At 39.5% G+C, this 19,790-nt stretch carries 15 protein-coding genes; 11 read left to right on the top strand and 4 right to left on the bottom strand.

The features are described 5' to 3' along the window. The first annotated feature begins 12 nt into the window (after positions 1-12). Both H9565_RS11895 and acs read left to right on the top strand, forming a co-directional pair. Entirely contained in the window at positions 13-1,725 is a 1,713-nt protein-coding gene (locus H9565_RS11895; RefSeq protein WP_215439895.1) for a sodium:solute symporter family protein, read from the top strand. A gap of 111 nt (positions 1,726-1,836) precedes the next feature. Next, entirely contained in the window at positions 1,837-3,744 is a 1,908-nt protein-coding gene (gene acs / locus H9565_RS11890; protein WP_215439894.1) for an acetate--CoA ligase, read from the top strand. A gap of 93 nt (positions 3,745-3,837) precedes the next feature. Here the strand turns inward: acs and H9565_RS11885 are convergent, their stop codons facing one another. After that, a complete protein-coding gene (locus H9565_RS11885) occupies positions 3,838-5,046 on the bottom strand; it encodes a multidrug effflux MFS transporter (RefSeq protein ID WP_215439892.1) in 1,209 nt (402 codons plus the stop codon). Positions 5,047-5,155: 109 nt separating this feature from the next. Here H9565_RS11885 and udk point away from each other — a divergent pair, with 109 nt between their 5' ends. The 8 genes from udk to H9565_RS11845 all read left to right on the top strand — a co-directional run bounded on the left by udk (position 5,156) and on the right by H9565_RS11845 (position 12,607). Continuing rightward, positions 5,156-5,764: a uridine kinase gene (udk, locus tag H9565_RS11880; RefSeq protein WP_215439890.1), complete on the top strand. Its 609-nt coding sequence runs from the start codon at positions 5,156-5,158 to the stop codon at positions 5,762-5,764. Between the two features lie 4 nt (positions 5,765-5,768). After that, positions 5,769-6,098 carry an FtsB family cell division protein gene (locus tag H9565_RS11875; protein WP_215439888.1) on the top strand — a complete coding sequence of 110 codons (330 nt, stop codon included), beginning with the start codon at positions 5,769-5,771 and terminating at the stop codon, positions 6,096-6,098. Between the two features lie 416 nt (positions 6,099-6,514). Further along, positions 6,515-7,288, top strand: a complete 774-nt coding sequence (locus H9565_RS11870; protein ID WP_215439886.1) for a ParA family protein — start codon at positions 6,515-6,517, stop codon at positions 7,286-7,288. Further along, on the top strand, positions 7,288-8,190 hold the full coding sequence (locus tag H9565_RS11865; protein WP_215439884.1) for a ParB/RepB/Spo0J family partition protein: 903 nt from the start codon (positions 7,288-7,290) through the stop codon (positions 8,188-8,190). Before H9565_RS11870 ends, H9565_RS11865 begins: the two co-directional genes overlap by 1 nt. Then, the gene (locus H9565_RS11860) at positions 8,183-8,821 is read left to right on the top strand and encodes a DUF5683 domain-containing protein (RefSeq protein WP_215439882.1); all 639 of its coding nucleotides are present in this window, start codon (positions 8,183-8,185) and stop codon (positions 8,819-8,821) included. Before H9565_RS11865 ends, H9565_RS11860 begins: the two co-directional genes overlap by 8 nt. Positions 8,822-8,876: 55 nt before the next feature. Continuing rightward, positions 8,877-9,578, top strand: coding sequence for a 4-hydroxy-tetrahydrodipicolinate reductase (gene dapB, locus H9565_RS11855; RefSeq protein WP_215439880.1), 702 nt, complete (start codon positions 8,877-8,879; stop codon positions 9,576-9,578). Between the two features lie 109 nt (positions 9,579-9,687). Beyond that, positions 9,688-11,388: a signal peptidase I gene (gene lepB, locus H9565_RS11850; RefSeq protein ID WP_215439879.1), complete on the top strand. Its 1,701-nt coding sequence runs from the start codon at positions 9,688-9,690 to the stop codon at positions 11,386-11,388. Between the two features lie 28 nt (positions 11,389-11,416). Beyond that, positions 11,417-12,607: a molybdopterin molybdotransferase MoeA gene (locus H9565_RS11845; protein ID WP_215439877.1), complete on the top strand. Its 1,191-nt coding sequence runs from the start codon at positions 11,417-11,419 to the stop codon at positions 12,605-12,607. Positions 12,608-12,624: 17 nt separating this feature from the next. On the opposite strand, the gene H9565_RS11840 is transcribed toward H9565_RS11845, so the two are convergent. The 3 genes from H9565_RS11840 to H9565_RS11830 all read right to left on the bottom strand — a co-directional run bounded on the left by H9565_RS11840 (position 12,625) and on the right by H9565_RS11830 (position 18,168). Further along, complete coding sequence (locus H9565_RS11840; RefSeq protein WP_215440191.1) at positions 12,625-13,932, bottom strand: amidohydrolase family protein; 1,308 nt, start codon at positions 13,930-13,932, stop codon at positions 12,625-12,627. A gap of 29 nt (positions 13,933-13,961) precedes the next feature. Further along, positions 13,962-16,928, bottom strand: coding sequence for an amidohydrolase family protein (locus H9565_RS11835; protein ID WP_215439875.1), 2,967 nt, complete (start codon positions 16,926-16,928; stop codon positions 13,962-13,964). Positions 16,929-17,100: 172 nt separating this feature from the next. Further along, positions 17,101-18,168, bottom strand: a complete 1,068-nt coding sequence (locus H9565_RS11830; protein WP_215439873.1) for a DUF3810 domain-containing protein — start codon at positions 18,166-18,168, stop codon at positions 17,101-17,103. A gap of 143 nt (positions 18,169-18,311) precedes the next feature. On the opposite strand from H9565_RS11830, the gene H9565_RS11825 reads away from it, so the two are divergent. Further along, on the top strand, positions 18,312-19,772 hold the full coding sequence (locus H9565_RS11825; protein WP_215439871.1) for an aminoacyl-histidine dipeptidase: 1,461 nt from the start codon (positions 18,312-18,314) through the stop codon (positions 19,770-19,772). The last annotated feature ends 18 nt before the right edge of the window (positions 19,773-19,790 follow it).

The following is a 19,790-nucleotide window of genomic DNA, read 5'->3' as shown; positions in this document are numbered from 1 at the left end:
AACCAACCCGTTATGAGTGTTCAAACCTGGACGTACCTTTTAGTAGGAATTACATTTGCCCTTTATATTGGCATTGCCATTTGGTCTCGTGCCGGGTCAACCAAGGATTTTTATGTAGCAGGCGGTGGTGTTTCCCCCTTGGCTAACGGTATGGCCACAGCAGCGGACTGGATGTCTGCCGCATCGTTTATTTCCATGGCGGGAATCATTTCATTTGCGGGTTATGACGGTTCTGTTTATTTAATGGGATGGACAGGTGGCTATGTGCTCTTGGCCTTACTTCTGGCACCCTATCTACGTAAATTCGGAAAATTTACCGTTCCTGATTTTATAGGGGACCGGTATTATTCAAAAACTGCCAGGATTGTCGCCGTTATTTGTGCCTTAATCGTATCGTTTACCTATGTAGCTGGTCAAATGCGGGGTGTTGGCGTGGTTTTCTCCCGTTTTTTAGAAGTAGATATAAATACGGGTGTCATCATTGGTATGGTCATCGTTCTTTTTTATGCTGTATTAGGCGGAATGAAAGGGATTACCTATACTCAGGTGGCCCAATTCTGCGTGTTGATTTTTGCGTTTATGGTACCCGCAATTTTTATATCCATTCAAATGACCGGAAACCCCATTCCCCAATTGGGTATGGGCTCAAAACTGAACGATGGTTCCGGAATGTACTTATTGGATAAGTTAAACGGACTCTCCACAGAACTAGGCTTTGCCGCTTATACGGAAGGTAAAAAATCAACTATAGATATATTCATGATTACCCTTGCACTCATGGTGGGTACTGCCGGTCTACCTCATGTTATTGTACGTTTCTTTACTGTAAAACGGGTAAAAGATGCAAGAAAGTCGGCTGGGTTGGCATTACTATTAATTGCCATTCTTTATACCGCAGCACCCGCTGTAGCCGTATTTGCACGTACGAACATGATTAATACGGTTAGCAATCAAGAATACGCAAAGATGCCCGAATGGTTTAAAAACTGGGAAACCACGGGGCTACTGAATTTCAGTGACAAAAACGGAGATGGAAAAATTCAATATGTAGCGAACGGTGCACAAAACGAACTTATAGTAGATCCGGACATAATGGTGCTTGCCAACCCTGAGATTGCAGACCTCCCCGCTTGGGTAATAGCCTTAGTAGCCGCCGGCGGGCTGGCAGCGGCCCTATCTACGGCAGCAGGCCTGCTTTTAGTTATTTCCGCCTCCGTGTCCCATGATTTAATAAAAAAAATATTCGTTCCAAATATTTCCGAAAAAGGAGAGCTTTGGGCAGCGAGAGGTGCTGCAACCGTAGCCGTTGTAATAGCCGGTTATTTTGGGATAAATCCCCCAGGGTTTGTTGCGGCAGTAGTGGCGCTCGCTTTTGGTCTGGCCGCCGCATCTTTCTTTCCTGCTATTATACTGGGCATTTTTTATAAAAAGATGAACAAAGAAGGAGCCATTGCGGGTATGGTGATTGGCATCTCGCTAATGCTTATTTATATGTTGAAATTCAAATTTGGAATTTTTGACGGTGGAAAAGAAGCTGTTCCCGCCTTAGAAAAGGATTGGTGGTTTGGAATTTCACCAGAAGGCTTTGGTAGTGTAGCTATGGTAGTGAATTTTATCGTTTCAATAATCATTATGAAATTCACACCGGAACCTCCAGAAAATGTACAACAAATCGTAGAAAACATTCGTATTCCCAGTGGTGCCGGAGAGGCCATAAATCATTAATATTTTATGTAATTTTAAGATCCCGATGTATTTTTTACCCATTCAATCAAGAACCGCCATTCTCTAGGGTATTCGCATCAAAATAATATCAATTAAAACAATCAAGGCAAAATGAGTAATTACCACATTAAACATCTAGAAGAATATTATCAGGTCTATAGAAAATCCGTTAGAAACCCCGAAGGTTTTTGGGAGGAAATAGCGGAAGAGCATTTTGTGTGGCGAAAGAAATGGGATAATGTTTTAAGTTGGGATTTTTCAAAACCCGAAATAAAGTGGTTTGAAGGGGCTAAGCTTAACATTACTGAAAATTGCCTAGATAGACATTTGCCCACCCGTGGAGAGAAAACAGCTATTATATTCGAACCCAACGACCCTAATGAAGAGGCCCAACATATTACCTTTAGGGATTTACACGAAAGGGTTTGCCGCATGGCCAACGTTCTAAAGGACCATGGCATAAAGAAAGGGGATAGAGTTTGTATCTACCTTCCCATGATTCCAGAATTAGCCGTTTCCCTTCTGGCATGCGCCCGAATTGGAGCTATCCACTCCGTTGTTTTTGCAGGTTTTTCCTCCAATGCACTCGCTACGCGTATTAATGATAGCGACTGTAAAATAGTCCTTACTTCAGATGGTTCGTACCGAGGTTCAAAATCAATTGACCTTAAAGGTATTGTAGACAAGGCCCTTGAAGAATGCCCGGGTGTTAAAGATGTATTAGTGGTCAAACGCATCAATAGCGATATCCATATGGAAGAAGGTCGTGATAAATGGCTACAACCGTTACTGGACGAGGCTTATGCGGACTGTGTAGCCGAAATAATGGATGCCGAAGACCCTTTATTCATTCTATACACCTCCGGCTCTACGGGAAGACCTAAAGGAATGGTCCATACCACAGGAGGCTATATGGTGTATACCGCCTATACGTTTAAAAATGTTTTTCAGTATAAAGAAGAAGATGTGTACTGGTGTACTGCCGATATTGGTTGGATAACCGGACATTCCTATATTGTGTACGGCCCACTGGCCAACGGCGCTACTACCGTTATGTTCGAAGGTGTTCCTTCATACCCGGATTATGGTAGATTTTGGGAAGTTGTTGAAAAACACAAAGTGAATCAATTCTACACGGCTCCTACGGCAATTAGGGCTTTGGCCAAAGAGAATTTAGAGTTTATTGAAAAACATGACCTTTCCTCTTTAAAAGTATTGGGTTCCGTAGGAGAACCTATTAATGAGGAAGCTTGGCATTGGTACAATAACAACGTTGGAAAAACCAATAGCCCCATTGTTGACACTTGGTGGCAGACCGAAACAGGTGGTATTATGATAACCCCAATTCCATACGTTACCCCTACTACCCCTACCTATGCAACTTTACCTTTTATCGGTATCCAACCCGCATTAATGGATGAAGAAGGAAAAGAACTTAAAGGCAATCAGGTTTCAGGGCGGTTATGCGTTAAATTCCCATGGCCTTCTATTGCAAGGACCATTTGGGGCAATCACGAGCGCTATAGGGACACCTATTTTTCAGCTTATAAGGATATGTATTTTACAGGTGATGGCGCACTTAGGGATGCTGTAGGCTATTATAGGATTACGGGGCGCGTAGACGATGTAATAATTGTTTCGGGCCACAACCTGGGTACGGCACCCATTGAAGATTCCATAAACGAACATCCTGCAGTTGCAGAAAGTGCAATTGTTGGTTTCCCTCACGACGTAAAGGGCAATGCGCTATATGGTTATGTTATTCTAAAGGAATTTGGTGAAACAAGGGACCGTGACAACCTGCGAAAAGAAATTAACCAGCAGATTACGGAACATATAGGACCTATTGCCAAACTGGATAAGATTCAGTTTGTTTCTGGACTTCCCAAAACACGTAGCGGGAAAATTATGCGTCGTATCTTGCGTAAAATCGCCTCAAAAGACACCTCTAATTTAGGTGATACCAGTACATTATTGAACCCAGAAGTAGTTGAAGAAATAATAGAGAACGCCCTTTAATTAGAGTGCGGATATTATAGAAAACCGGCAGAAGTGAATTAGAAGATTCACCTTTTGCCGGTTTTTTATTTTTCGTTTACAAAGTCATACAACTTATGCCGTGGCAACAATTCTTCTTTTCGTAACCAAAAGAATAGTCCCTAAAGAAAGGAGTCCGCATACCGCAAGACCGGCAAACATAGGCCACACGGTATCTTGCACAAACCCTCCTATATAATTTGCTATGGGCACGGAAAGTAGTGTTGAAATAAAACCGTTTATAGCCGCCCCAATACCTGCAATATGACCTATGGGCTCCATGGCTATGGACCTAAAATTCCCCCATAAAAATCCCAAACATAAAAATTGAACGAATAAAAAGGCTACCAAAACAGGTACGCTCGGATTGGGTTTTCCCCAAAACACCACCACATAGGTTAGAGCAATGATACAAAATGCGCTCATAGCGGCAAGAGCCAAACGACGCATGCCAAAACGAATGACCAATGTACCGTTCAGAAATGTGGAAAGCCCTACAGAACAGGCAAGGCCTGCAAAAATGTACGGAAAGTTCTCTACCATTCCATATTGATCTTCAAACACATGTTGCGATGAACTCAAATACACCAAGAACGCTCCTGTTACAAACCCGGAAGCAAATGTAAACGCAACGGTTTCCTTATGCTTTACAAACTCTTTTGTTCCGCTAACAAAAACGGACATGGAAAAGGGTATTTTAAATTGAGGTTTTAATGTTTCGGGCTGTCGTTTCCAAAACCAAATAGCCACTACTAGGCCAAAGAACAGTTGAATATAAAATATATACTCCCAACCAAAAGCATCCATAATCCACTTACCAATAGCTGGCGCCACAACAGGGACCAAAATGAAAAAAGCGGTAACGAAAGACATTATTTTTGCCATATAATCTCCCTTATAAGTATCCCTTATAATAGAAATAGCAATAGTTCTAGGTGCAGATAGTCCAATACCTTGTAGTATGCGCCCCACAATCATGATTTCCAATGTGGGCGCTAAAACACAAATTACACTTGCCACCGCAAAAACGGTAAAACCAATATACACTACAGGTTTTCTGCCATAGCTATCGGATAAAGGTCCAAAAAACAATTGCCCTACTCCAAGACCCAAAAAAATCATGGTAATCAACAACTGATTTTCCAATGGATCCAAGCTATTTATAGTTATGCCTATGTGCGATAACGCGGGCAATAAAGCATCAATTGCCAACGCCACGATAGACATTAAGGAAGCCATTAAGGCTATAAATTCAAAATTGGGTTTCACATTATCATTCTGCATGGTGCAAAAGTACGTATTCGACTAGGAAAGGACATTAACAAAAGTTCCTTTTAAGTATAAACCTATAATTGGTTCACAAATATGTATTTTTGACAAAAAATTTAAGAGCATGCTGATAATAGGAATAGCCGGAGGTACCGGTTGTGGAAAAACAACAGTAGTAAACCAAATTATAGACTCGTTACCGGAGGGCGAAGTTGGGGTAATCTCCCAAGATTCTTATTATAACGACCTTTCAGAATTGTCTTTGGAAGAGCGAAGAAAAACCAATTTTGACCACCCCCAATCTATTGATTTCAGCCTGCTGGAAGAGCACCTAAAATTATTGAAGTCAGGACATTCCATAAAACAGCCCGTATACTCATTTCTTGAGTGTAACCGTACAGACAAGACCGTTCCCGTGCACCCTACCAAAGTATTGATTGTTGAGGGTATTCTTATTTTAACCAACTCCCTACTCCGTAAAATGATGGATATTAAAATATTTGTCCATGCCGATTCTGATGAAAGACTGATTAGGAGGTTAAAACGAGATGTAAACGAACGGGGATGGAATTTAGATGAAACGCTAGACAAATATCAATCTAATATTAAACCCATGCATCTTCAATTTATAGAGCCTAGCAAAGAATATGCAGATATTATTATACCCAACAATAAATATAACACAGTTGCAGTTGATATTGTACGAACAATTATCAACGAGAAACTAACTTAGAAAAATGGGATTCAAAGATTTACGAAAGAAAAAATGGTTTGGTATACTCACCAATATGTATGTATTGGTGCTGACCGTTTTTGTGATATGGATGTTGTTTTTTGACACCAACTCCCTACTCATTCATTTAGAACTAAAAAAGGAAATTGAAAAACTTGAAAAACAACAAGAGTTTTTAAAGGATGAAATTGCCAACGATAAAAAAATCCTAGAAAAATTATCCGACCCAGAGGAACTGGAAAAATTTGCAAGAGAGCAATATTTCCTCAAAAAAAAGAATGAAGAAATTTATCTTATTGAATACGAAGACAGTTTAAAAATTAAAGAAAAATAAGCAGGTTTTACATCCGTATTGCACTTCCGTAATTTCCATTGTTAATAACAAATTCGGTTTTTAGAATTAGATTCTATTTGTGCTTGACCACCCTACAAAGCTCGAAAAATGTTTTTCTCGCATCATGAACTAAAAATCCACACGAAACATTGTAATTAATTTAATTTCAAATACTTACATGTTTTATGATTTTAGCCTACTGGTTTCACTTAAATCACTTATTAGGAATATCATATTTACTCTGGCGTAAAATTAGCCGTAAAAAGGAGTGCTTTAGAAACCCTAAATTTCAAAAAAAGACACTTTCAGTTAACGAACTTTAACGCAAAAGGCCACACTTATTCACTTTGTGTTAACAAAATGGTTTCAATAGCATTGTAAATAATCGTATTTTTACCCCCTAACTCAGACTGATAATGGGCAAGATTATTGCTATTGCGAATCAAAAAGGAGGAGTGGGTAAAACCACAACAACAGTTAATTTAGCAGCTTCCTTAGGTGTTTTGGAAAAGAAGGTATTGCTAATAGATGCAGACCCCCAGGCAAATGCCACATCGGGATTGGGCATTGATGTAGAGAGTGTTGAATATGGCACTTACCAACTACTTGAGCATACCAAAACGGCCAAAGAGGCTATTATAACTACAGATTCCCCTAATTTAGATTTAATTCCCGCACATATTGACTTGGTTGCCATTGAAATTGAATTGGTAGACAAGGATCAACGGGAATACATGATGAAAAGAGCAATATCCGAGCTTAGGGACAGCTACGATTATATCTTGATCGATTGCGCTCCTTCCCTAGGCCTACTTACATTGAACGCTCTTACTGCGGCAGACTCCGTTATAATTCCTATACAATGCGAGTATTTTGCACTGGAGGGACTTGGCAAGCTTTTGAATACTATAAAAAGTGTTCAAAAGATTCACAATGCCAATTTGGATATTGAAGGCATGTTGTTGACCATGTACGATTCACGTTTACGACTGTCTAACCAAGTGGTAGAGGAAGTACGTAAACATTTTGCAGATATGGTTTTTGATACTATAATTCAGCGTAACGTACGGTTAAGCGAAGCTCCTAGCTACGGAGAAAGCATTATAAAATATGACGCAAGCAGTAAGGGAGCTACAAATTACCTAAACTTGGCCCATGAAGTAGTCAAGAAAAACAAAGAGATAGCTTAATGGCGAAAGCAACAAAAAAACAAGCACTAGGCCGCGGACTCTCCGCTCTATTAAAAGATCCTGAAAACGATATTCAATCCGCAGCGGACAAGAATGCGGATAAAGTAGTTGGCAATATTGTAGAGCTAGATATTGAGTCTATTGAAATGAACCCGTTTCAACCACGTTCTAATTTCAATGACGAGGCCTTGAACGAACTTGCTATTTCTATAGGTCAATTAGGCGTTATACAACCTATTACCGTTCGTAAATTAGATTTCAACAAATATCAGTTGGTTTCTGGGGAAAGAAGGTGCCGTGCTTCAAAATTAGCGGGGCTTACCACTATTCCGGCCTATATACGTATTGCCGATGACCAAGAATCATTGGAGATGGCTTTGGTTGAAAATATTCAACGTCAAGATTTAGACCCTATTGAAATTGCACTTTCGTACCAAAGGTTATTGGATGAAATTCAGCTGACCCAAGAAAAATTAAGTGATCGCGTAGGAAAAAAACGCTCTACCATAACTAACTATTTACGTCTTTTAAGGTTAGATCCTATTATACAAACCGGTATTAGGGACGGGTTTTTAAGCATGGGCCACGGTCGTGCCTTGGTAAACATAGAAAAGAAGGGCGATCAGATAGATTTATACGAAAAAATTATAAGTCAGAACCTTTCTGTTCGTGATACCGAACGTGCCGTAAAAGCGTATCATGAAGGTGACGCTCCCGAAAAACCGGCAAAAAAAGTTTCAAAAACCCCTGAGTTTGTTCAAGGAAACATTAAACCGTTTACGGATCATCTTTCGGTAAAAGTAGATATTTCCGCAACCGAAAAAGGAAACGGTAAAATAACAATTCCCTTTCATTCTCAAGAGGAGTTTAGACGAATTAAAAAATTGATTCTAGGTGAGTAAATCCCTGCTAGCCCTTGTTTTTATTTCACTTTTTACGTTAACCGTTACTGCTCAAGAGGAAACGGCAAAAAATAAAGAGGTAGACTCGCTTCAAACAGATTTGGCAGAAGAGGGTATCATTGTGGTGGACACACTTAAAAAAGAAAGGGTAAAAATCAATCCGCTTGCCCCAAGTAAAGCAGCTTTTTTATCCGCAGTAATCCCTGGGCTAGGTCAAGTTTACAACAAACGTTACTGGAAAGTTCCCATTGTATATGGAGCCATTGGAGCTGCCGTTTATGGTTATACTTGGAACAACAATAATTACCAGCGTGTGCGAACCGCTTTTAAAAGACGAAAAGCTGGCTTTACAGATGATGAATTTTACGACCCGAACAATACGGGTAGCGGACCGCTCTTAGGGCTTGACGATTTACAGAACGAACAAGAAAATTTTCAGCGAGACCGTGATTTGTTACTTCTTGTTTCCATAGCACTTTACGCTTTAAATATTGTTGATGCCAATGTTGATGCGCATTTAAAGCAGTTCAATATAGATGATGACTTGAGCTTTGACATGGAACCTTTTTTAGATTTAGACCCTGTGACCAATAACCCCAACTACGGGATGGCACTGATAATAAAATTTTAACACAAGTAACTATTATCTAACCAATTACAAATAGTTACCGAAACAATTATACAAATTGAAAATAGCACTATTCGGATACGGTAAAATGGGCAAGATGATTGAAAAAATCGCCCTAGAAAGAAATCACACCATTGTAGCAAAAGTGGATGTTGATACAGTAGATATTAATTTTTCAGAAATGGATGTTGCCATTGATTTTAGTATGCCCAGTGCCGCTTACGGTAATCTTACCAAGTGTTTTGAAAACGGCGTTCCGGTAATATCGGGCACTACAGGATGGTTGGACAAGTATAATGATGCCGTATCAATATGTAAAAAAAACAAAGGTGCTTTTATATACGCTTCTAACTTTAGTCTAGGGGTAAACGTGTTCTTTGAGCTCAATGAATACCTTGCTAAAATGATGATGAATTTAGACCAGTACAAAGTGTCCATGGAAGAAATTCACCATACCCAGAAGTTGGACGAACCCAGCGGTACTGCCATTACCCTTGCAGAAGGCATCATTAACAACACCAACTACAGTGCGTGGAAACTTGAAAACGCTCCGGCAGGTGAAATACCTATCGTGTCAAAAAGAATTGGAACAACACCAGGTACACATAGTATAGATTACAGTAGTAAAGTAGATTCCATAGAAATTAAGCATACTGCACATAACAGGGAAGGTTTTGCCCTTGGCGCTGTTATTGCAGCTGAATGGATTGTGGGGAAAACCGGTATTTTCTCTATGAAAGATGTGTTAAACCTTGGTTAATACATACAATATTTAAACAAGAATTAAGCTTACTTGCAATAGACGCCTTGAAATTCAATAATTTATAGGTTATAGATTTTTAGAGCGGCACTTAAAAATAAAAATACAAATGGACGCAACACAGTGGTTACTTTTTATTCTGGTCATTCAGATTATCCATTTTGCAGGAACCTGGAAATTATATGTAAAAGCAGGTAGAAAAGCTTGGGAAGCGGCCATCCCGGTGTACAACGCTATTGTATTGATGCAAATCATCAATCGCCCTAAATGGTGGACTATACTATTGTTCATCCCAATTATCAACCTTCTCATGTTTCCTATTGTATGGATCGAAACCATACGTAGCTTTGGACGAAATAGCACTGCAGACACCTGGCTGGTATTGCTTACTTTAGGGTTTTATATCTACTATGTAAATTATGCTTTAGATGTTAAATACATTAAAGACCGAAGTCTTCAACCTAAAACAGCAACCGGCGAATGGGTCAGTTCAATTGCTTTTGCCATTATTGCCGCCACTTTGGTTCACACCTATTTCATTCAACCTTACGTAATTCCAACACCTTCTTTGGAGCGTACATTACGTGTTGGCGATCTGTTGTTCGTGAGTAAATTTCACTACGGTGCCAGAACCCCAATGACCACGGTTGCAGCTCCCATGGTACATGATACCCTACCCATACTTGGTGTAAAGTCGTATTTGAACAAACCTCAGTTGCCCTATTTCAGAATTCCCGGCTTTACAAAAGTAGACCGAAACGATATTGTCGTATTCAGTTGGCCCGCAGATACGGTTCGCCAATTCTTTAAAAAAGAAAAAGGGGTTATTAAACCTATTGACAAAAAATCCAATTACGTTAAGCGTTGTGTAGGTATTCCCGGAGATTCATTGGCGGTCATAGATGGCTATGTGTACATTAACGGAAAACAGTTACAACTATCGGACCGTGCCAAACCTCAATATGATTATGCACTATACTCCAGTAAAGGAGTTTCTTCTACATTATTGGAAAAAGTAGGTGCAACTGGCTGGAGCAGAAAGTACATCATCAACTCATTAAACCAACAGCAACTTAACGGTATTCAGAAATACGTTAAAGGCTATAGACAACGTAATGATGGTAAATTAGAGGTCTACACCAACGAAGGCGGCATTCCTGTTTCCGTGGCCCGAAAAAATGCTATTTCATTGGCCGAAGAAACTGGTCTTGAGCGCATTGTTCCGCTAACGGATGAAATGGTGGCACAACTCAAGAATGAAGCCTCCCTAGACTCTATTGTACGGATTGTAGAGAAAAAAGGAGTGCCAGGCGGAAACATCTTCCCTCAAAGTACAGATTACCCATGGAATTACGATCAAATGGGACCTATATACATTCCTCAAAAAGGAGCTACGGTACCCTTAAACCTAAAAGTACTTCCACTTTATAAAAAGATTATTAGAGAATATGAAGGAAACACCATTAGCGTTTCGGGCAATCAAATAAAAATTAACGATCAAGTAGCGGATTCGTATACATTTAAACAAGATTACTATTGGATGATGGGTGATAACCGAGATCACTCCGAAGACAGTAGAGCTTGGGGCTACGTTCCTGAAAACCATATTGTGGGCACACCTATATTCATATGGTTAAGTGTTGATAATTTTAATGATGGTATCTTCAGTTGGAAACCAAGATGGGACCGTATTTTTACTACAGTAAATGGTGAAGGAGAGCCCGTTTCTTACTTTAAGTATTTCCTAATTGCACTGGTAGCATACTTTGTAGGAAGTTGGTTGTGGAACAAAAAGAAAGCTAAAGGTTAATTTAAACCTATAGCCAAAATTATTACACATGATTTCTTTCGAAAATGCTTACGACCAAGTATTACAGCACACGCTTAATCTAGGTGATGAAACAGTGTCTCTATTAGAAAGTACAGGAAGGGTTCTTAGTGAGGATATTAGAGCCGATAGGGATTTTCCTCCGTTCAACCGTTCTACAAAGGATGGAATCGCCATTGCTTTTTCGGCTATAGAGAAAGGGGTTACTCGTTTTAAAATTAAAGGCGTGTTAAGCGCAGGAGTGCCTCAACAAACGCTATCCAAAGACACCAATTGTTTTGAAATAATGACAGGTGCCGTTCTTCCCGAACAAGCCGATACCATTATCATGTACGAAGAAACAGAAACCGAAGATGATTACGTTTCTATTTCAAAGACCCCGAACAAGGGTCAAAACATACATCGCCAAGGCACAGATGAAAAAGAAGGTGCCATTTTATTAAAGAAAGGAACAGAGATTACCGCTGCTGTAATTGGTGTACTAGCTTCCGTAGGAAAAAATAAAGTTACAGTAAAAAAGCTTCCTAAAATTTGCGTGGTCTCTACGGGAAACGAACTTGTAGAGGTAGAAGACAAACCATTGCCCCATCAGATAAGGAAATCCAATTCACTATCCTTATTCGCCGCACTTGAAAGGGTAAAAATCACCCCTACCCTTTTACACTTGGCAGACAACCAAGCTATAATAGAAAAAGAGCTTGAAAAGGCCATAAATAATTTTGATGTTTTAATGCTGAGCGGCGGAGTATCAAAAGGGAAGTTTGATTTTATTCCCGATGCCATGGATAAACTTGGTATAACAAAGGTTTTTCACCGGGTTGCCCAACGCCCAGGTAAGCCTTTCTGGTTTGGAGTCCAAAAGGAAAAGCAGAAAGTTATATTCTCATTTCCCGGAAACCCCGTTTCCACTTTTGCCAATTATCATGTGTACTTTTTACCTTGGCTAAAAAAACAACTTGGGTTGGAAGTAGAAAAAAAGAAGATTTTTTTGGAGGAAGCTATCCAACCTCATCCTTCTCTAACACTATTTGTACAGGTTACCAAACAATGTAAAAAAGGCAAGCTCATGGCCAAAACAGTTAAAGGAAACGGTTCTGGCGATTTGGTTAGTTTGGCTCTTGCAGATGGATTTATTCGCGTTCCCCCGGGCACTGATGAAATGACCCAGGAAACAGTTTTCGATTATATAGAAACTACTTAGCCTTCAACCTTATTTCACTATTTACCTTGATATTTACCTTCATAACGCTTCCAAAGTTCCGTTTGGTGGGTTTCTAAGGAAATCTCCCTGCCATCTATAAAAGCATGCGTTAGCCGGTTTCCTCTCATATCCAAAGCGTCGCCTTCCGAAACAATAAGCGTAGCACTTTTACCCGCTTCCAAAAAACCGTACATATCATCTATACCAAGAATTTTAGCCGTGTTTCCGGTAATCAATTCCAATGCTTTTTCTTTTTCCATCCCTTGGGATACCGTTTGGCCCGCATAAAATGGAAGATTCCTGATTTGAAAATTAGATGCCGTACTGTTTTGAAGACCTACCAATAAACCTGCGTCTACCAAAAGTTTTGGCAGCTTGTACGGTAAATCATAATCATCCTCATCAAAAATAGGTAAATTGTGCGTAGCACCTACCAATACCGGAACTTCATTTGTTTTTAAAAAGGAAGCTACCTTATGAGCATGGGTGCCACCTACAAGAACCACCTCTTTGATTCCTGCCTCTTTCACATTGGTTATAGCATCAATAATTTCCTTTTCGCCATTGGCATAAACAAACAACTTCTGTTTACCCGTATACAAACCGGACATAGCACTTAAAACAGGATTTTTTATTGCTGACCCAGAACCGTAAACCGCTGCATTTTTTAGAAAATCCATAGTTTCCTTAACCTCATCCCCATATTTTTTATTGGCTTGGTAACCACGGCCTTCACCTTCCCACCATTTTCCTTTGCGAAAAGTAGTTGGCCAGTGTAGGTGAATTGCATCGTCTTCTTTGACAACCGCATCTTCCCAGTTCCAAGCATCAAACTGAACCACCGAAGAAGTACCTGAAATACGACCTCCTATTGGCGCAATCTGTCCTAAAAGCACGCCATTGGGGCGCATGCTCTCAACCACTTTAGATTCTGCATTATACGCTATTAAACTTCTAACATGCGGAATCATCTCTCCAATCTCATCTTGATCTTTTGAAGCCCGGACAGCATCTACCTCTATTAAGCCCAAAGACGTACTAGGTGCTATAAAACCAGGATACACATGTTTGCCCTGCCCTTTTATCTTCATGCCCTTTCTTGCGATTTTAGTCATGGCACTTCCCACAAAAGTGAGTTTACCGTCCTCAAACATAATCAGGGCATTCTCTATCACCTCACCATTGCCCAAATGTGCCGTAGCACCCTCTATTGAGTATGCGGTTACTTGTTTAGGTGCCGGTGTCTGTTGGCCGTTGGTCTGTACGGTCATCATTAAAAACGCTATCCATAAACAGACTTGAAACTTATATTTTTTATTTGACATCATATTTTTTATAAAAAGTCCTTATTATTTTAATGTAAGTATTCCGAAAGGGTGTCGCAATGCATCATTTGCTTTTTACTTTGTTTGGGTTCTTGCGTCTTTTTGCCTTTCTCTTTTTCAAGTAACATCAAATTGATAAGTTCATTTCTTTCTTTGGCAACCTTTGCTCTTAACTGCATATCTTTTTCCAAATCAAAATAGATAGTTCCGTCAATCATTGTTTTTTCTGCTTTCGCATAAATAGATAAGGGATTATCGCTCCATAAAACCAAATCAGCATCTTTACCTTCTTTGATACTTCCGGTTCGGTCATTTAAGTGTAATAATTTTGCGGGATTGATGGTAACCATATTCCATGCTTCTTGCTCCGTCATACCACCATATTTCATGGTTTTTGCCGCTTCTTGATTCAATCTTCTAATCATTTCTGCATCATCACTATTTATAGCTACTGTTACTCCTTGATTGTGCATAATTGCGGCATTATAAGGGATGGCATCGTTAACTTCAAACTTATAGGCCCACCAATCACTAAAGGTACCGCCCCCGGCACCATGCGCTTTCATTTTATCGGCCACTTTATAGCCCTCAAGAATATGTGTGAACGTATTTACCCTAAAACCAAATTTTTCGGCCACCTTCATCATCATATTAATTTCGCTCTGAACATAACTATGACAACTAATGAAGCGTTCCCCGCTTATTATTTCCAATAAGGTTTCCATTTCTTCGTCATACCGAAAAGCTTCTCCGCTTTTTTTCTTTACCCCATATTCTTTTGCTCTTTGAAAATAATTCTCAAAAACCTGCTCAACTCCCATACGGGTTTGAGGAAAACGATTGAAACTGCCCCAATTACTTTGCTTTACATTTTCACCTAATGCAAACTTTATGAACTTTGGAGAGTTATCATAAATCATATTTTCTGCACTCTCTCCCCATTTTAACTTTAGTATAGCCGAACGCCCCCCAATTGGATTTGCCGAACCATGTAAGAGTTGCAAAGAGGTTACCCCACCTGCCAAGGCTAGATAGATTCCTTTATCCTCATTGTCTACAACATCTTCCATTTTTACTTCGGCAGAAGAGTTTTGTCCTGACTCATTTACCGCCAAAGCAGCTATATGACTATGTTCATCAATTATTCCGGCCGTTAAATGTTTACCCGTGGCATCTATGGTATTTACTCCTCCTGCAGAAAGGTTTTGCCCCACTTTTGCAATTTTTCCATTCTTTACCAGTACATCGGTATTCTTTAAAATACCTGCCGCTTCACTCGTCCAGACAGTAGCATTCTTAAAAAGAACGTTTTCTTGTTTAGGGATTGCCTCATATCCATATCCTACATTAGGGTATGTAACCGCCACATTTTTAGAAGGTTGCTTTTTATCTTCTTTTTCCTTCTCTGAAAAAGGAACCGTCTTTAAAGCGGAAAAAGTAGTTTCGTCCCCAGATGGGAGTACCGCTTTACCAATTATAGACTTGTTATCAGCTTTCACAAAAGCAATCATTCTATAACTTCCAGTTTTCTTTTTATCTGAAAACGATAGTTCCAACCAATTATCCGCGTAAGTCAATTTAGATTTTAAAGTAACGGTATCTTCCTTAACTACGAGTTTTGGTTTTTCTACCGTACCTTTTATCGAAGCTTTAAATTTTTGGTTACCAACAGACAGGTCATATTCGCCTCTAACATCAACCAAAGACATATCTGAAATTACATTCTTGGTACCTTGAACCCAATTTTCATATAAAACAGTGTTCTTGTCAAAAACATTTCCCGAAGTGATTAAAAAGTTGGCGTAGCTCCCCTTGGTTAACGACCCTATTTGTTCTGATTTTCCTAAAATCTGAGCTGGAATAGTGGTTAACGCCTTCAAAGCCGTGGTTTTATCCAAACCATGATCAATAGCTTTCAATACCTTATCCTTAAAATCAACCGGGGATTTTAAGCCGTGTAACGTAAAGGAAAAAGACACTCCATTCTCTGCCAATACCTTTGGATTAGAAGGAGCCTGGTTCCAGTTCCTCAAGTCTTCCAAAGTGACATAAGCAGCGGCATAAGGGTCAGACACATCATAGGCATCCGGAAAATTCAAGGGTAAAATCAATTTTGCATTAGACGCCTTAATATCGGACACGCGTTCGTATTCATTTCCTCCCCCCAAAATAACGTATTGTATACCAAAAGCATCTCCTATACCATCTGCCCTGATAATATTACCTTTATCACCTGCATCAAAAATCTGAACAAGATTTTTGTTGCGTGCCAAGGCCTCCAAAGACCTGTCCTTGGTATCCACCTTTCCTTGTGCGTACCAATTCTCATCATTGTACATCTGCCTTAGCAAAGCCATTGACCCCATTAATGAACTTGGGTATGATTGGCTTTTGGCTATGCTTTTTGTAAAAGAAAAATACTGTGCCGATCGATCATCTATAATACGGTCTGCATTATTCCCTTTACCGTTTAGAGCTACCAAAACACCGGTACCACGGGCAATACCATCTTGAATATGCGAATTAACCACACCAAAACCTACCTTGCGCAAGGTCTCCGCAACAGTATCATCATATTCAAATTTAGCGATGGCATCATTCTCTGGCATGATATGATCGTTCCAGTAAAAACCAGATCGAGATGGCTCATATTCTGCCGACCTTCCTTGTTCCTTTAACTTCTCCGGTTTTTGCACACCAAAACTTGAAAACAAATCTATAAAAGAAGGGTACACAGACTTCCCGGAAATATCTATAACAACCGCATTTTTAGGAAGCGTTACACTTTTCCCAACTTCAACTACCTTTCCGTTTTGGACCAATAGTGTACCGGACTCCACTACTTGAGTTGGAGTAATATAGATTTTGGCATTGGTAAAAGCAGTATAATTTGTGTTTTTGGTCTTTACACCTTCATTGGCAGGAAAGTAATCTTGTGCCAAGGCTACGAATCCGTAACAGACCATAGCTGTGGTAACTAATAATTTTTTTATCATTTTTTAGATTCAAATGTCTATCTCTAAAAGTAAGGAATGAGATCTGAATCAAAAAATAATATAACAATTACAAGGTCAATCCTTATAAAATCACATTTTTTCTTAATTAATATTCAGAAATGCACGTTAAACCAAAAGTAAAAATGTAAAAATTGTATTGTTCACTATTTTGCTAGATGGGGTATTTCTCATGATAACCCACCATTAATTGTACTATTTTACTATAGCTCTTAATACCGTCTTTCTGTTGATTGGCCTTTAAAAAGGTATTGAAGACCGACTTAAAAATGGGTTCGAAAGGATTTACATATTCCAAATTGTGCTCGTACAGCTCCCTATAATTTTCTTGCACCCCAACATTCACTTTAGCATACAATTCATCAAACTTCTCCTTGTCCGTGCGGCGTATCGCACTTAAACAATGACTAAGGGCATAAGCCGATGCCGAATACTGAAAATAAGGGTCATCATTCTTCACCGTTACCAAGTAACCAATAAAGTTGGTTTCATTTTCTTTGGAGTACCCCACTTGATGTCCAACTTCATGACCGCTTACTACGGGAAAACGAAATTCAGGGGTTAACGCATTTACTTGAGCCTCATTGGTAAAAGGGTTTAAGTACCCACCAATTCCCATATAACTTGCCAAGGTACTGAACATAGATTTTTTAAGGCTGCGATGGTCATACTCCAAAAATGGAAGTTCTTCCTGTAACTGCTCGTACCCATTCACTGTTTTATCAAAAATCTCATTGCGGGTATATGGCACCTGTACTCTTTTTGTACTATCCGACGTCAAGTTAAATTGAAGTTGATTTGTCTTTACTATCAACCCTTCGGCCAAATCAATAACCTCATGGGTTTGTATACTATCGCGAATGGCAAAATTCTCGGCAATGGGTTTTCGGTAATAGTTTAACCCCCAAACCAAATTGAAAGTGAAATAAAAAACAGAAAGCACTACTACCACGTTTCTTAAAAACTGAAATGGAAACTTTCTAATCTTTAATCGGTTTACATAAAGATACCGGATTCCCAAAACTATAAGTGACACATACAGGATTTCACCCACCGAAAAAGGAACCCATCCAAACAGAATTCTAAAAAACTGACTGATTACAGTATAAATACCGTTACTGTAGTACGTCTCTACAATCTCCGGTTTGCCACCCAACCACGCCACCAAAAGAATTTGAGGAAGCAAACTCAAGGCAATCCCGTTTCTTAATTTATTTTTCAAAAGCTTATGTTTAATGCAAAACCATCATACTGAAACGCTTAAAAAAATGAACAGCGTCCGTATGACATACATAAAGCCAAAATTAACCAAATATCGTCCATACCAATTTTTGACTCCGTATTTTTGCAAAAATATAACATCACATGAACGAAGCTATAAGAGAATTAGAACCTAAGGAGGTTTGGAACAAGTTTGCGGACTTAAATGCCGTACCCCGCCCATCAAAAAAAGAGGAACGTGTTATACAATTCATGTTAGATTTTGGCAAATCCCTTAATCTGGAAACCTTTAAGGATGCGGTTGGCAATGTTATTATAAGAAAGCCAGCTAGCAAGGGAATGGAAGATAGAGTTACCGTTACCCTACAATCGCACTTGGATATGGTGCACCAGAAAAATAATGACACCGTCTTTGATTTTGACGAACAAGGTATTGAGATGTTTATTCAGGAAGACTGGGTAAAAGCCCGTGGAACTACCCTTGGTGCGGACAATGGCATGGGCGTTGCAGCAATTATGGCTTTGTTACAAAGTTCAAACATTGTCCACCCTCCATTGGAAGCTCTTTTTACAATTGATGAAGAAACCGGAATGACCGGCGCTATGGGTCTTGAAGGTGGTGTTTTGCAAGGTGAAATACTTCTAAACCTAGATACCGAAGAAGATGATGAGCTAGATATTGGATGTGCCGGTGGAATAGATATTACCGCAACCAGAAAGTATAATGAAAAATCTGTGCCGCGTGCCACGGTTGGTTATGAAATTACCGTAAACGGATTAAACGGAGGCCATAGTGGCATTGAAATACACAAGGGACTGGGGAATGCCAATAAAATAATGAACCGTCTCCTTTACGGCGCATCCAACTCTTTCATGTTGCGTATTGCAGAAATTGATGGAGGCAGCCTTAGAAATGCCATTCCTAGAGAAAGTGTGGCCAAAATTGTTATCCTTAAATCACAAAGCGAAGAATTTGAGAAGACGGTCAAAGAATTTGAACAGGTTGTACAGAAAGAACTGAACACCTTAGAACCCAACCTAAAAGTATCTTTTAAATCCATAAAATTGCCAAAAACGGTTATGGGTCTGGGAGCACAAGAACGTTTATTACAAGGGTTGTACGCCGCTCACAACGGGGTTTACGCTATGAGCGCTACTATACCCGGTTTGGTAGAAACCTCAAACAATGTGGCCCGGGTTCTTGTCAAAGAAGGAAAAGCTAAAATAGGGTGTTTAACACGTTCTTCCGTAGATTCGGCCAAGATGGATTTGGCACATGCATTAAAATCCACTTTTGAACTTGCGCGTTTTGATGTTGAATTTAGTGGTACTTACCCAGGATGGACACCCAATGCCAATTCTAAAATTCTAAAGGTAGCAGAGGAAAAATATAAATCGCTTTTTGGCGAACAACCCAAAGTAGCCGCGTGCCATGCCGGATTGGAATGTGGTATTCTAGGCCAAAATTATCCTGAAATGGATATGATAAGTTTTGGGCCTACCATCTTGGGAGCGCACTCTCCAGATGAGCGTGTGAGCATATCTTCTACCCAGAAATTCTGGAAATTTCTATTGAACATTTTAGAAGACATTCCAAAAAAATAGTTTCAAACAAAAAGGGTT

The organism is Zobellia russellii (genome assembly GCF_018728565.1).
Lineage (GTDB): Bacteria > Bacteroidota > Bacteroidia > Flavobacteriales > Flavobacteriaceae > Zobellia > Zobellia russellii.
The sequence above is the reverse complement of the archived record's forward strand: the minus strand, read 5'-3'. Positions and strand labels throughout refer to the sequence as shown.

Excerpts from the sequence above, each read along its gene's own strand:
- H9565_RS11885 (WP_215439892.1), bottom strand. The coding sequence starts at position 5,046 with ATGCAGAATGATAATGTGAAACCCAATTTTGAATTTATAGCCTTAATG.
- H9565_RS11865 (WP_215439884.1), top strand. The coding sequence starts at position 7,288 with ATGGCGAAAGCAACAAAAAAACAAGCACTAGGCCGCGGACTCTCCGCT.
- acs (WP_215439894.1), top strand. The coding sequence starts at position 1,837 with ATGAGTAATTACCACATTAAACATCTAGAAGAATATTATCAGGTCTAT.
- H9565_RS11895 (WP_215439895.1), top strand. The coding sequence starts at position 13 with ATGAGTGTTCAAACCTGGACGTACCTTTTAGTAGGAATTACATTTGCC.
- H9565_RS11825 (WP_215439871.1), top strand. The coding sequence starts at position 18,312 with ATGAACGAAGCTATAAGAGAATTAGAACCTAAGGAGGTTTGGAACAAG.
- H9565_RS11840 (WP_215440191.1), bottom strand. The coding sequence starts at position 13,932 with ATGTCAAATAAAAAATATAAGTTTCAAGTCTGTTTATGGATAGCGTTT.
- H9565_RS11845 (WP_215439877.1), top strand. The coding sequence starts at position 11,417 with ATGATTTCTTTCGAAAATGCTTACGACCAAGTATTACAGCACACGCTT.
- H9565_RS11875 (WP_215439888.1), top strand. The coding sequence starts at position 5,769 with ATGGGATTCAAAGATTTACGAAAGAAAAAATGGTTTGGTATACTCACC.
- udk (WP_215439890.1), top strand. The coding sequence starts at position 5,156 with ATGCTGATAATAGGAATAGCCGGAGGTACCGGTTGTGGAAAAACAACA.
- H9565_RS11870 (WP_215439886.1), top strand. The coding sequence starts at position 6,515 with ATGGGCAAGATTATTGCTATTGCGAATCAAAAAGGAGGAGTGGGTAAA.
- lepB (WP_215439879.1), top strand. The coding sequence starts at position 9,688 with ATGGACGCAACACAGTGGTTACTTTTTATTCTGGTCATTCAGATTATC.
- H9565_RS11835 (WP_215439875.1), bottom strand. The coding sequence starts at position 16,928 with ATGATAAAAAAATTATTAGTTACCACAGCTATGGTCTGTTACGGATTC.